The following is a 13,685-nucleotide window of genomic DNA, read 5'->3' on the forward strand; positions in this document are numbered from 1 at the left end:
TCAACGCAAGACAGTCAAGACCGAAAATTACACATCAACCGCAGGATTTGCGGCGTGGCGCCCCGACCGCGGCGCCGGCGTGGATGGTGGCACCGGTGCGCTGGGGCCACTGGTCGGACCCGCTGCGGCGTGCTTCTTGTCGGCCTCGGGGTCCTTCTTTTCCTCGGGCTTCTCGTACCGCTTCTCCTCGCGGGCCTTCTCGTCGCCCGGCTTGCGGTCCTCCGGCTTGAGCTGTTGGCCGGCCGCCCCACCGACTCCGCCGGCGCCAGCGCCACCCTCACCCGGCTTGCCGCCATCTTTGCCTGCCTGGCCAGCCAGCTGCTGGACCTGCTGCCCGATCTGCTGGGCCGCCTGCATCGCGGTCTGCGGAACCGAGCCCAGCGCCTGCATGGCCTGCGCGGGCGCCTGGAAGGCCTGCATCGCCATGCCCATCATCTGACCGAACTGGCCCATCCCGCCGTCTGCGCCGCCGCCGGCCTTGCCAGCGGCAGATGCGGGATTCAGGTTTGCAGCGGCTTTCTGAATCGTCTGTCCGCCCGCTTCGTCGCCACTCTGATAGGCGCTGCGAGCCGAGGACACCTTTCCCGCAAAAGCATCATCGTCGGCCTGTGCAGCCGCGACCTTCTCGTTCGCGCCGTCGACCAGCGTCGGCACGTATGACGAGAGCATCAGGCTCACGGGGTCAGCGCCCGCAGGAAGATGCACCCACCCCAGGGGCGGCACCGAAGCCGCCGACCACGACATGGTCTCCAGGTCGACCTTCAACTCACCGCTCAACGCGTCCACCCCCACATCTGGACAGTCCCGCGTTTGAGATTACCCGCACCGCCAACCCCAGTCCTGCACCAATCTTGCGCAGCGTCGAGTACGAGTTTGCTCAGATCACGAGCCGCAGCAGAAACCAGCGCTAGGCGGCCGAAGTCACGCGGTAGACGTCGTACACACCTTCGACATTGCGCACCACGTTCAGCACATGACCGAGATGCTTCGGATCGCCCATTTCAAAAGTGAAGCGGCTGATCGCAACTCGATCGTTGGACGTGGTGACGGACGCCGACAGGATGTTGACCTTCTCATCGGCGAGCACCCGGGTGACGTCGGACAGCAACCGGTGCCGGTCGAGAGCCTCGACCTGGATGGCCACCAGGAACACCGACGACGGCGACGGCGCCCACTTCACGTCGATGATGCGCTCGGCCTGCTGCTGCAGCGACGTGGCGTTGGTGCAGTCGGTCCGGTGCACACTCACGCCACCGCCGCGGGTCACGAAGCCCATGATGTTGTCGCCGGGCACCGGCGTGCAGCACTTGGCGAGTTTGCACAGCACCCCGGGGGCACCCGGAACTGCCACGCCCACATCGTCATTCGTACGGCGCCGCACCGGCATGGTGGCCGGCGTCGACCGTTCGGCGATCTCGTCGGCAGCTTCGTCGTCGCCACCGAGCGTGGCCACGAGTCGCTGCACGACGTGCCGTGCCGACACGTGCCCCTCACCGACGGCGGTGTACAGCGCCGAGACGTCCGCGTAGCGCAGTTCGCGGGCCAGCGCGGCCATCAGTTCGGCGTTCATCAACCGCTGCAACGGCATTCCGCCGCGGCGCACCTCGCGCGCGATGGCGTCCTTGCCGGTCTCGAGGGCCTCTTCACGCCGTTCCTTGGCGAACCACTGCCGAATCTTGGCCTTCGCCCGCGGCGACACCACGAACGTCTGCCAGTCGCGCGACGGGCCGGCGTTCTGCGCCTTGGAGGTGAAAACCTCGACGACCTCACCGTTTTCGAGCTTGCGCTCGAGCGCGACGAGTCGGCCGTTGACGCGGGCGCCGATGCAGCGGTGCCCGACCTCGGTGTGCACGGCGTACGCGAAGTCGACGGGCGTGGAACCGGCCGGCAGCGTGATCACGTCACCCTTGGGGGTGAACACGAAGATCTCCTGCACGGCAAGGTCGTAACGCAGCGACTCCAGGAACTCGCCCGGGTCCGCGGCTTCCCGCTGCCAGTCGAGCAGCTGGCGCATCCACGCCATGTCGTCGATCTCGGTGGCGTGGCCGCCCGCCGGTAACCCGTTGCGGCCCTTGGCTTCCTTGTAGCGCCAGTGCGCTGCGATGCCGTACTCGGCGGTGCGGTGCATGTCGATGGTGCGGATCTGCACCTCCAGCGGCTTGCCCTCCGGGCCGACGACCGTGGTGTGCAGCGATTGGTAGACGCCGAACCTCGGCTGGGCGATGTAGTCCTTGAACCGCCCGGCCATCGGCTGCCACAGCGAGTGCACGACGCCGACGGCGGCGTAACAGTCGCGGATCTCGTCGCACAGGATGCGCACGCCGACCAGGTCATGGATGTCGTCGAAGTCGCGGCCTTTGACGATCATCTTCTGGTAGATGGACCAGTAGTGCTTGGGCCGTCCCTCGACCGTCGCGTTGATCTTCATGGCCTGCAGCGAATTGGCGATCTCGGCACGCACCTTGGCCAGGTAGGTGTCACGCGACGGCGCCCGATCGGCGACCAGGCGCACGATCTCCTCGTACCGCTTGGGGTGCAGGATCGCGAAGGACAAATCCTCCAGCTCCCACTTCACGGTGGCCATACCGAGCCGATGGGCAAGCGGCGCAATGACTTCCAGCGTCTCGCGGGCCTTGCGAGCCTGCTTCTCCGGCGGCAGGAACCGCATGGTGCGCATGTTGTGCAACCGGTCGGCGACCTTGATCACCAGCACGCGGGGATCGCGCGCCATGGCGATGATCATCTTGCGGATGGTCTCGGCCTCGGCCGCCGAGCCCAGCACCACCTTGTCGAGCTTGGTGACGCCGTCGACCAGATGACCGACCTCGGTGCCGAACTCGGCGGTGAGCGCCTCGAGCGTGTAGCCGGTGTCCTCGACGGTGTCGTGCAGCAGGGCGGCGACGAGCGTCGTGGTGTCCATGCCGAGCTCGGCCAGGATGTTGGCGACAGCCAGCGGATGGGTGATGTACGGATCACCAGACTTGCGCAGCTGCGGCGCATGCCGCTCCTCGGCAATCTCGTAGGCGCGCTGCAGGATCGCCAGGTCGGCCTTCGGGTAGTACTCGCGGTGCACCGCGACCAGCGGCTCGAGGACCGGGTTCACCAGGCTGCGCTGCGCGGTCATCCGACGGGCGAGCCGGGCACGGACGCGGCGGGATGCGCTGACGGTGCCCTTGGCCGCTTCCGGTGATGCTCCCGGCGGCGGCTCGGGCGGCGCCGACTGGACCTGCGTCACCTTGTCGTCAGCCAACGCCGCACACCTCCTACACCTGGTTTGTCGAGAATAGCCCCTCAGACCACGTACAGGCTGGTGACCTGTAGCGGTTCCAGCACAGCGCGTCCGCCGAGGCCACCCAGCTCCAGCACGACCGCGGCCGCGGTCACCGTCGCACCTGCCGCCTGCAGCAGCCGGACCGTCGCAGCAACCGTGCCGCCGGTAGCGAGCACGTCGTCTATCACGACAACGCGCCGGCCCGTCAGATCGATCCCATCGGCGGGAATCTCCAGCGTGGCACTGCCGTACTCCAGTGCATAGGACTGGCTGTGCACCGGCGGCGGCAACTTCCCGCCCTTGCGGACGGCAAGCACTCCGGTCCCCAACCGCGTCGCGACCGCGGCGCCCAGCAGGAACCCGCGGGCGTCGATGCCGGCAACCAGGTCGACGCCGTCGGCCACCTCGGCCAGTGCGGCCGTCACCGCGGCCAGTCCGCGGCCGTCGGCGAGCAACGGCGTCAGGTCCTTGAACTGGATGCCCGGCTCCGGGAAGTCCGGCACCTCACGGACCAGTTCGGTGAAGAGGGCGTTCAGATCGGTCACTTGCTCCCCCAGCGGTCCATGTTCCAGCCGGCGCCCCACCGCGTGGGGTTGGCGCGCACGAGCGTCAGGTCATTCGTCACCAGCAGGGTCCGCTGCTGGCGGTACAGCGGCAGGGTCGGCACGTCGCCCCACAGGACGCCGGCTCCCTCACCGAGCAGGCGCGCCTGCTCCTTGGGATCGGTGGTGACGGCCAGGGCGGCGATCACGCCGTCGACGCGTTCGTTGGCATAGCCGGACAGATCGTTGCCGTTGCCGCTGTGCAACGCGTACGAATCCACCACCGACGAACCACTCGAACCGCTACCGGCCGCACCCCCGCCACCGGACAAGAGGACGTCGATGTCGTTGGCGCGCAGGCTCTGTACACCCACCGTCGGCGCGGCCACCTCCTGCACGGTGATGCCCGCGGTGGCGCACGACTTGGTGATCGCGGCGACGACCGACGCCAGCCGGGCATCCGGCCCGCGGTATCCCATCCGCACTGTGAGGGGCTGGCCACCCGCGGCGGCGCGTGCCCCGTCCACGTCGGCAGCAGCGAATTGCCCACTCGCGTCGACGTTTTCGGCTACCGCGAGGGAATCGTCCGATGCCGTGTTGAGCCGCGCGTTGCTGACGGGAACGCCGACCGCGGCGGCGATGGCGTCCCGCGGCGTGCACAGTGCGACGGCACGCCGCGCACCGGGATCGGCCAGTGCGCCCTGCGCGGCGAAGATCAGCTGCTGGATGTCGTCGGACGCGCTGTCCTTGCGCACGTAGCTCGACGGGATATCGTCCTTGCCGACCACGCCGGCGGCGATGTCGACAACCTCGGCCTTGCCGGACTTGATCCGGCTCGCGATGTCGGCACCCCGCGGCGCCACCGTGATCTTGCCGATCACCGGCTTGGCGCCCCACCATTTGTCGTTGGCGGCCAACGTGATCGAGCCGTCCTTCGCCACCGACGCCAGCTTGTAGGGGCCGGACGACGGGAACTTCTTGAGGTCCGCGTCGGGCTTCAGATCCCACGTGGTGTTCCAGGCGTCGGCGATCTTGTCGATGGTCGGCGCGTCGCCGCTCTGCAGCGCCTTGGTCACACCGCCCTCACCGAGACCGAGCGCGTCGTCCAGCACGTGCGCCGGCAACAGCGACGTCGCCGCGAACAACTGGCCGTAGTCGGTGATGTCGCGGTCGCGGACGAACGTCACCCGGGCCCGCTTCTGGCCCGGGGTGCAGTCGACGACCGCGATGTCGCTGTACCCGGCGCGACTGGCCGCGTCGAACGCCGGGAACTGCCCCGACTGCGCGGCCCAGGCCAGCACCATGTCGTCACATGTGACCGGCTTCCCGTCGGAGTAGACGGCGCTGTCGTTGATCTTGTAGTCAAGTGTCAGCGGGGCCCGACCCATCACCGAAACGGTGCCGAAGTCGCGGTCGGCGACCACCTGCCCGTCGGGCCCGCGAAAGTTGAAACCCGTCTGTACCCGCGAAAACGCCTGGGGCGCACCCGATGCCGCGCCGACTACCGACGCGGTGTTGTAGGTGGGCAACGCGCCGTCGACGATGTAGTCGACGGTGTCGGCCGAACTGTCGCAACCGGACAGCCCGAAACCGGCCACCACCATCACCGCACCGGCCAAGGCAGTCCGGCGGAACCGGGCGGGCATCGAGGGCTAGCCCCGGGTGCGCTTACCCGACGGCTTACCGGTGGGCCGCAACGGCTTGGCCCCCGGTGCCGGCTTTTCCGGTGCGTTCACCGCACCGACGGACACCTCGTCGCCGGCGGTGACGCCGCGCTCGTTCGCCGACTTGCGACGGTTGAGCACCCGGCGGGTGTGGTTCTTCACCAGATCGGTGCGCTCGCGCATCGACACCAGCAGCGGGGTCGCGAAGAAGATCGACGAGTAGGTGCCGACGATGACACCGACCAGCTGGACCAGCGCCAGGTCCTTCAGGGTGCCCACGCCCAGCAGCCACACCGCGACCACCATCAGCGAGATGATCGGCAGCGCCGAGATGAGACTGGTGTTGATGGACCGCATGAAGGTCTGGTTGACCGCCAGGTTGGCCTGCTCGGCGAACGTCCGTCGCGTGGTGTGCTCGAAGCCGTGGGTGTTCTCCTCGACCTTGTCGAACACGATGACGGTGTCGTACAGCGAGAAGCCCAGAATTGTCAGCAGGCCGATGACGGTGGCCGGCGTGACCTCGAATCCGACGAGCGAGTACACGCCCGCCGTGCTGACGAGGTCGAAAGCCAGCGAGGCCAGCGCCGCCAGCGCCATGTACCGCTCGTAGCGGATGGTGATGTAGATCGAGACGATGACGATGAACACCACCAGTGCGATCAGCGCCTTCTTGGTGATCTGATCGCCCCAGGTCGACGACACCGCCGAGTCGCTGATCACGGCCTTGGACGCCTTGCCGTCCTCGCCCTTCGGCTGGAAGGCGTCGAACAACGCGTTGCGCACCTTGTCGGTGTCTGCCGTCGACAGCGTCTCCGTGCGGATCTGCAGGGTGGCCGAGTCGCCGTTTCCGACGCGCACCACCGACTCCGGAGCATGGCCGAGCGTCTTGCTGAAGACGTCCTCGACGGCCTGCGGCGTCGCGGTGGTGGAGACGCCCGCCACCGGCATCGCGATCTTCGTGCCGCCCTCGAAATCGATACCGAAGTTGAAACCACGGATCAGGATGCTCGCGATCATGACCAGCATGATCACGCCGCTGATCGCGTACCACATGCGGCGCTTGCCGATGACCTCGAAGGCACCGGTACCGGTGTAGAGCCGGACGAAGAACCCGTGCTGCGGCAGGGTGCCCCCCTGCTCGGCACCGGCGGATTCCTCGATCTCGGTGGCCGAATCTTCTTCGGCCGCAGCCGATTCGGTCAGCTCGAGGTCGGTGTCGTCAGTTGAATGCTTCGACATGTCGGTGTTACCCCTGTCCCGTCAGGCTGGCCGCTCGCCGCTCGCGCGCAATCTGCTGCACGGCGCCGAGACCGTTGTACGCAGGCTTGGCCATCCGCGCCGACTTGGACGCCAGGAAAACCAGCGGCCACGTCACCAGGAACACCACCACGATGTCGAGGATCGTGGTCAGGCCCAGGGTGAACGCGAAGCCCTTCACCTGGCCGACTGCCAGGATGTAGAGCACCAGGGCTGCCAGGAAGGTGACGGCGTTGCCCGAGACGATGGTCTTGCGGGCGCGGGCCCAACCGCGCGGCACGGCCGAGCGGAAACTGCGGCCCTCTCGGATCTCGTCCTTGATGCGCTCGAAGAACACCACGAACGAGTCGGCAGTCGTACCGATACCGATGATCAGACCCGCGATACCCGCCAGGTCCAGCGTGTAGTTGATGTACCTGCCCAGGAGCACCAGGATCGCGAACACCATGGCGCCCGACGCGACCAGCGACAGCGCGGTCAGGATGCCGAGGACCCGGTAGTAGGCCAGCGAGTAGAGCAGCACCAGACCGAGTCCGATGAGACCGGCCCAGAGCCCGGCACGCAGCGACGTCAGGCCCAGCGTGGCCGACACCGTCTCCGCCTCGGACGACTCGAACGACAGCGGCAGCGACCCGTACTTCAGCACGTTGGCCAGGTCCTTCGCCGTCGAGGCGTTGAAGTGGCCGGTGATCTGCGTGCGTCCGCCCGGGATCGCCTCCTGGATGGCCGGCGCGCTGACCACCTGCGAGTCGAGCACGAACGCGGTCTGGGTGCCGATGTTGGCGGCGGTGAAGGTGGCCCAGACGTCGGCGGCCTTCTCCTTGAACGTGACGTCGACGACGTACTCGCCCTGCTGCTGATTCAGGCCCGACGACGCATCCTTGATCTCGTCACCGCTGATGATCGACTTGTCCAGCAGGTAGACCTCTTTGTGGTCCTTGGAGCACGTCACCAGCGGCAGGTTCGGGTCGTCGTTGCCGGCCAGCACGTCCTGCTGGTCGCAGCGCGTGGCCTGGAACTGCAGCGCCAGCAACTGGATCTGCGGCTGCGTGCTCTGCCGCAGGGCCTTCTCGTCGGCGATGCGCTGGGCCAGTTCGGCCTTGGGGCCGTGCGGTCCGGGCGCGGGCTCAGGGGCGCCCGGTGCAGGGGCACCAGGAGCCGGAGCCGCGGGGGCACCCGGCTCGGGCGCGCCCGGGGCGGCAGGTGCCGGCGGTGCGGGCGTGGCCGAGGTGTCCGACGGCGCCGGGGTCGGCTCCTCCGGGAAGGGCCGCGGCTGCGGGGCCGGGGCGGTGGATGCCGGGTGCGCGGGCATGCCCGGCGTCGGCGGGGTGATCGGGGCCTCGGGCTCGGCCGGGGCGATCAGCGGCGGCATGCCGGGCAGACCGGGCATGCCACCGGGAGCGCCGGGCATGCCACCGGGAGCCGGCGCCGCGGGCGCGGCGGGCTTCGCGGGCTGGGCGCCCTGAGCCGGGATGACATGGACGACCGGCCGGATGAACAGCCGCGCGGTCTGGCCCAGGTTGCGGGCCTCGCTGCCGTCCTGGCCGGGCACGGTGATGATCAGGTTCGAACCGTCGATCACGACCTCAGAACCCGAGACACCGAGCCCGTTCACACGGGCGCCGATGATCTCCTGGGCCTGGATCAGCGCCTCGCGGGTCGGCGTCGAGCCGTCAGGGGTACGTGCAGTCAGGGTGACCCGGGTACCGCCCTGCAGGTCGATGCCCAGCTTGGGCTTGGCCTGCTTGTCGCCGGTGAGGAACACCAGAAGGTAGGCGCCGACCAACAGCGCCAGGAACAACGACAAATAGCGGTATGGGTGCACCGGCGCCGAAGACGATGCCACGGTTCTAGGGTCTCCTTGAGATCGGTACGTCAGCCCCGCAAAGGGTACGTGTTGGTGCGGGAATGTCAGCCTTCGGTCTTCGGCGTGCCCTCTTCGACGGCAGTCGAGGACACCTCTTCAGCGGCCTCGGTCTCGGCGTCGATGCGGTCGCGCACCGCCAGCTTCATCCAGGTGGTGACGACGCCCGGGGCGATCTCCAGATCCACGTTGTCGTCGTCGATCCGGGCGATGGTGGCCAGCAGACCGGATGTGGTGTGCACGCGGTCGCCGACCTTCAGCGAGTTGTGCAGATCGATCGTGGCCTGCATCTGCTTCCGCTGCCGCCGCGATGCGAAGAACATGAAGGCACCCATGACCAGGAGCAGCGGCAGGAAGACGACCAAATCCATGACAGCGAAAATCTTTCGTTCTGTTGAGTCTGTGAACAGGCAAGCGAGCCGGACCAGCCGTGCGCCGTGCCGCGGTAGTGACCAGTGTGCCATCTAGGGCGTCCACACCGACCACCCCACCACGCGTGATGTCGCGCCCCACTATGTGGGACATGCTTCCAGCAACCACCCTTGCGAACCTAAGATGTGAATTTCATGCGATAAGCGTCTCCGCCGCGCGCCTCAGTTAACAATTTGCTAGCTTTTCGCCGGGGGCGAGGGAGGTTCGGGACGTTGGCCTGGCAGCGGATTCGGCAATGGTGGCATCGGCCCGACCACTATGAATGGCTGTCCGCATATATCGAGAACCGCGGCCTGCAGCCCTACACGCGGATCATCGTCGGTCTCGTCGTGCTCAGCGGCGGCGCGGTCGGAATGGCCACGATCTGGAACCCGTCCGGCCCGGCCACCGTCTACTCGGTCGCGGTGCCGGGCGTCGCCGGCATCGTCGCGATCGGGTGCTCGCTGGTCTGGCTGACGCGCTGGCCGCGGCGCCGCCAGTCCGCCGTGATCATGATCCTGCTCGACTTCTGTATCGCGGGCGTGTCTCTGGTGCAGCGGGATCCCAAGGCGGCGGCCCTGGCCGGCTCCGTCTTCGCACTGCTGGCCGCGTATGTCGCGTCGTTCCACACGCCGAAATATCTGGCGTCGGTGGCGGTGACCGCCATCGTGACCGCCGTGGTCTGCGGCGTCCGGCTGGCGGAACAGGGCGATCCACAACTGGCTGTCGCCGTGTTCGTCGGGCTCGTCGCCAATACACTGCTACTCCCGCTCGCCGTGCATGTGCTGGTCATGCTGCTGGGCGACGACTCCGCCGTGGCCCACCTCGACCCACTGACGCAATTGCCGAATCGCCGCGGGTTCGAACAGTCGATCCGCCCGATGCTCGCGGGCCCCCGCGCGGAATCCGAGATCAGCGTCATCCTTCTGGACCTGGACGACTTCAAACGCATCAACGACACCCTCGGGCACGCGGTCGGCGACCGGGTCCTGATGGACGTCGCCGGGGTCATCATGAATGCCCTGCCCAAAGGCGCGGTCGCAGCCCGGATCGGCGGCGAGGAGTTCGTCATCGCCATCCGCGGCAATCAGGCCAATGCCCTTCGATTCTCCGAACGACTACGCCGCAACATCGCCACGAAACCGTGGTACATGACGGCCAGTTTCGGCATCGCCCACGCACCGGCCGGTACCAGGCCGGTTATGGATCAGCTGCTGGCATCCGCCGACCACGCCATGTATGTCGCCAAACGAGCCGGCGGCGATCAGGTCAGCACGCACCTGCTGTCACATCACTGAGGCTCATGCCGGATAGCCGACGGGCAACAGCACGTCGCCCGACGTGGTCCGGAAGTAGACCTGCCATTGGTAGTAGCCCGCGAACGCGGCGGGATCGGCGGCCAGCACCGCCGCATAGTCATTGACGGCGCGGACATACGCGCCGGAATGGTTGTAGTGGTGAATGGCGCCGTCCCGGTCGGCGGCGAAGCCGTTGGCCGCCAGGTAGCGACCGGCCGCGAGAATCGAATCCCGTGGCGAGCGGATGTCGCCCGAGCCGTAAGCCGCGAACGTCGACGGCAGGAACTGCATGGGTCCCTGCGCCCCGGCCGTGCTGTCGCCGTTGATCCGGCCGAACCGCGATTCGATGAGGTTGATCGCCGCCAGGTAGGTCCAGTCGACGCCGGATGCCGCCTGCGCCTCGCGGTAGTAGCCGAGCAGTTCGTCGGCAGGCGCCGGCGGTTGGATGGTCCACGGCGGGAGGGCGTCGCGCGGCGGCGTCATCCCGAACAGCTGACGGCCGGCGTCGACGTTGTGGCTGTACGCCGCGGCCAGCGCCGGCGGGATTCGCGGCGCGATGACCGCATCCCATTCCGGATGCCGGGCGATCTCGCGGTAGGCCACCTGCTGCCGGTGCGCGGCGTCGATCAATGCGGGTTCCGGCGTCGCCGGATCGCGCACGGCCTGCTCGTCGGCGACCAGCGTGTCAGCGAGCTGCACCGGGTCGGGGTCCGCGGCGGCGGTGCCGCCACCGGTGAACGCCAGCACGACAGCGGCAACGGCGGCCGCGCGGCGGCGAATCACCCCAGCGTTCCGATCAGCAACGCAGCGATGCCGAGAACCGGGAAGATGCCCTGTGTGATGGCCGCCCGTGCCTTCTCCGGGGATGACAGCAGCAGGACCAGCGCGGCGGCGGCCATCGATCCGATGCCGGCGAAGATCAGCGCCAGCCCGACCGCCTTGCAACCCAAGATGACTGCCGCAATACCGACGGCGGTGACGATGGCCAGGAACAGGTTGTAGAACCCCTGGTTGAAGGCCAGCTCCTTGGTGTCGGCGGCCTGTTGCTCGGTGAGTCCGAAGGTGGCTCTGGTCCGCGGCGAGGTCCAGGTGAGGGACTCCATCACGAAGATGTACACGTGCAACAGCGCGGCGAGGCCGGCAACGATCAACCCTGCAATCAGCATGGGTCCTATTCAAACAGCCCGGCCTGTCCCAGTCCGTTTATCGGCGGTTGCAGGCCCAGATGCGTCCACGCCTGCGGGGTGGCCACGCGCCCGCGCGGCGTCCGGGCGATCATGCCGGCACGCACCAGGAACGGCTCGCAGACCTCCTCGACGGTGGTGGCCTCCTCCCCGACCGCGACCGCCAGCGTCGACACGCCGACGGGTCCGCCTCCGAAACTCTTTGTCAGAGCGGTCAATACGGCCCTGTCGAGCCGATCCAGGCCGAGTTCGTCGACGTCATAGACGGCGAGTGCGGCCTTCGCGACGTCCCGGGTGATGACGCCGTCGGCGCGAACCTCGGCGTAGTCACGGACACGGCGCAGCAGCCGGTTCGCGATGCGTGGCGTGCCGCGCGATCGGCGGGCCACCTCGGCGCCGGCTTCGGCACCGAGTTCGATGCCGAGGATGCCGGCCGACCGGGCCAGCACCCGCTCCAGCTCGGGCGGCTCGTAGAAGTCCATGTGCGCGGTGAAGCCGAAGCGGTCGCGCAGCGGGCCGGTGAGTGCGCCCGAGCGGGTTGTCGCGCCGACCAGGGTGAACGGCGCGACCTCCAGCGGAATGGACGTCGCCCCGGGACCCTTGCCGACCACCACGTCGACCCGGAAGTCCTCCATGGCGAGGTACAGCATCTCCTCGGCGGGCCGGGCGATGCGGTGGATTTCATCGATGAACAGGACGTCACCCTCGACGAGGTTGCTGAGCATGGCGGCCAGGTCACCGGCGCGTTCCAGCGCGGGCCCGGACGTGACGCGCAGCGACGAGCTCAGCTCCGCGGCGATGATCATGGCCAGCGAGGTCTTGCCCAGGCCGGGCGGCCCAGAGAGCAAGATGTGGTCGGGCGTCCCGCCGCGGTTCTTGGCACCTTCGAGCACGAGCTGCAGCTGCTCACGTACCCGGGGCTGGCCGATGAACTCGCGCAGTGATTTGGGCCGCAGGCTGGCGTCGACGTCGCCCTCACCGACGGTCAGTGCGGGCGAGACGTCGCGCTCGTCGGGCTCGGCGCCCTCGTCCTCGAACCGGCTCACTTCTTACCCAGCATCGACAGCGCCGACCGCAGCGCGGTGGCGGTGTTGGCATCCGGATCGTTGGCCAGCACCTTGTCGGTGGCCTCTTCGGCCTGTTTGGCCGGAAAGCCAAGGCCGATAAGGGCTTCCACGACCGGACCCCGGATCGAATGCCCGCCGGAGACACCCGCACCGGCGCCGGCCGTCGCGCCGATCTTGTCGCGCAGTTCCAGAACCATGCGTTCGGCGCCACGCTTGCCGATGCCCGGCACCCGGGTCAGGGCGGTGACGTCGCCGTCGGCCAGCGCCTGCCGCAGGGTCGGGGCGTCGTAGACCGCGAGGGTCGCCAGCGCGATCTTGGGGCCGACGCCCGACACCCCGAGCAGCGTGTTGAACAGGTCGCGGGCGTCGGAGTCGGCGAAGCCGTACAACGTCTGCGAATCCTCGCGCACGATCATCGCGGTGATGAGCCGCGACTCGGTGCCGCGGCGCAGCGTGGACAGCGTCGCCGGGGTGGCCATGATCTTGTAGCCGACACCGGCGGCCTCGATCACCGCGTGATCGAGTGCGATGTCGATGACCTCGCCACGAACCGATGCGATCATGCGCGTGCCGCCTTCACCTTCGCTGCGTACTGCTTCTTGAACTCCGCGGCCTTGGCCTCCGCCGCGGCCATCCGGGCGATCATGGGCGCCCGCCAGCAGTGGCAGATGGCCAGCGCGAGCGCGTCGGCGGCGTCGGCCGGAGTCGGTTTCTGTTGCAGCCCAAGAATTTTGGTGACCATGGTGGTGACCTGGGCCTTGTCCGCTCGACCGTTTCCGGTCACGGCGGCCTTCACCTCACTGGGCGTGTGGAAATGGACGTCGATCCCCCGGCGCGCGGCCGCCAGCGCGATGACGCCGCCGGCCTGCGCGGTGCCCATGGCGGTGTTGGCGTTCTGGTTGGCGAACACCCGCTCGATGGCGATGACATCGGGACGGTGCGTGTCCATCCAGTGCTCGACGGTGTCGCTGATGGTCAGGAGCCGCCGCTGCAGTTCGACGTCGGACGGGGTGCGCACCACGTCGACATCGAGCGCGGTGACCTTGCGCCCCGTGCCCCCCTCGATCATCGAGAGACCACAGCGCGTCAGACCAGGGTCGACGCCCATCACCCGCACGCCTACTCCT

The 13,685-nt window shown here is 68.1% G+C and carries 13 protein-coding genes; 1 reads left to right on the forward strand and 12 read right to left on the reverse strand.

From position 1 onward, the window contains the following. Window positions 1-27 precede the first annotated feature (27 nt). From QRN63_RS25250 to yajC, 7 genes are all read right to left on the reverse strand, one after another. Window positions 28-777 carry a hypothetical protein gene (locus QRN63_RS25250; protein ID WP_267317192.1) on the reverse strand — a complete coding sequence of 250 codons (750 nt, stop codon included), beginning with the start codon at window positions 775-777 and terminating at the stop codon, window positions 28-30. 130 nt (window positions 778-907) lie between these two features. Further along, a complete protein-coding gene (locus QRN63_RS25255; RefSeq protein ID WP_285033668.1) occupies window positions 908-3,250 on the reverse strand; it encodes a RelA/SpoT family protein in 2,343 nt (780 codons plus the stop codon). 41 nt (window positions 3,251-3,291) lie between these two features. Then, the gene (locus tag QRN63_RS25260; RefSeq protein WP_267317190.1) at window positions 3,292-3,816 is read right to left on the reverse strand and encodes an adenine phosphoribosyltransferase; all 525 of its coding nucleotides are present in this window, start codon (window positions 3,814-3,816) and stop codon (window positions 3,292-3,294) included. After that, window positions 3,813-5,459 carry an ABC transporter substrate-binding protein gene (locus QRN63_RS25265; RefSeq protein WP_285033669.1) on the reverse strand — a complete coding sequence of 549 codons (1,647 nt, stop codon included), beginning with the start codon at window positions 5,457-5,459 and terminating at the stop codon, window positions 3,813-3,815. The genes QRN63_RS25260 and QRN63_RS25265 overlap by 4 nt, the downstream gene beginning before the upstream one ends. Window positions 5,460-5,465: 6 nt before the next feature. Then, a complete protein-coding gene (gene secF / locus QRN63_RS25270; RefSeq protein WP_267317188.1) occupies window positions 5,466-6,716 on the reverse strand; it encodes a protein translocase subunit SecF in 1,251 nt (416 codons plus the stop codon). A 7-nt stretch (window positions 6,717-6,723) separates the two neighbouring features. Then, the gene (secD, locus tag QRN63_RS25275; protein WP_285033670.1) at window positions 6,724-8,580 is read right to left on the reverse strand and encodes a protein translocase subunit SecD; all 1,857 of its coding nucleotides are present in this window, start codon (window positions 8,578-8,580) and stop codon (window positions 6,724-6,726) included. Window positions 8,581-8,645: 65 nt separating this feature from the next. Beyond that, the gene (yajC, locus tag QRN63_RS25280) at window positions 8,646-8,969 is read right to left on the reverse strand and encodes a preprotein translocase subunit YajC (RefSeq protein WP_267317186.1); all 324 of its coding nucleotides are present in this window, start codon (window positions 8,967-8,969) and stop codon (window positions 8,646-8,648) included. 273 nt (window positions 8,970-9,242) lie between these two features. Here yajC and QRN63_RS25285 point away from each other — a divergent pair, with 273 nt between their 5' ends. Next, a complete protein-coding gene (locus QRN63_RS25285) occupies window positions 9,243-10,307 on the forward strand; it encodes a GGDEF domain-containing protein (protein WP_285033671.1) in 1,065 nt (354 codons plus the stop codon). A 3-nt stretch (window positions 10,308-10,310) separates the two neighbouring features. Here QRN63_RS25285 and QRN63_RS25290 read toward each other — a convergent pair whose 3' ends face one another. Genes QRN63_RS25290 through ruvC form a run of 5 tightly spaced genes read right to left on the reverse strand, consistent with a single transcriptional unit; the run spans window position 10,311 to window position 13,675 of the window. Continuing rightward, on the reverse strand, window positions 10,311-11,054 hold the full coding sequence (locus QRN63_RS25290) for a lytic transglycosylase domain-containing protein (protein ID WP_285033753.1): 744 nt from the start codon (window positions 11,052-11,054) through the stop codon (window positions 10,311-10,313). A 32-nt stretch (window positions 11,055-11,086) separates the two neighbouring features. Further along, a complete protein-coding gene (locus QRN63_RS25295; RefSeq protein WP_285033672.1) occupies window positions 11,087-11,473 on the reverse strand; it encodes a DUF1304 domain-containing protein in 387 nt (128 codons plus the stop codon). A gap of 5 nt (window positions 11,474-11,478) precedes the next feature. Continuing rightward, on the reverse strand, window positions 11,479-12,537 hold the full coding sequence (gene ruvB / locus QRN63_RS25300; RefSeq protein ID WP_060999866.1) for a Holliday junction branch migration DNA helicase RuvB: 1,059 nt from the start codon (window positions 12,535-12,537) through the stop codon (window positions 11,479-11,481). Beyond that, entirely contained in the window at window positions 12,534-13,121 is a 588-nt protein-coding gene (ruvA, locus tag QRN63_RS25305; protein ID WP_267317183.1) for a Holliday junction branch migration protein RuvA, read from the reverse strand. The genes ruvB and ruvA overlap by 4 nt, the downstream gene beginning before the upstream one ends. Then, complete coding sequence (gene ruvC, locus QRN63_RS25310) at window positions 13,118-13,675, reverse strand: crossover junction endodeoxyribonuclease RuvC (protein ID WP_029105302.1); 558 nt, start codon at window positions 13,673-13,675, stop codon at window positions 13,118-13,120. The genes ruvA and ruvC overlap by 4 nt, the downstream gene beginning before the upstream one ends. Window positions 13,676-13,685 lie beyond the last annotated feature (10 nt).

Origin of the sequence: Mycolicibacterium sp. lyk4-40-TYG-92 (assembly GCF_030209435.1) — a bacterium.
In the GTDB taxonomy this organism is placed as follows: Bacteria; Actinomycetota; Actinomycetes; order Mycobacteriales; family Mycobacteriaceae; genus Mycobacterium.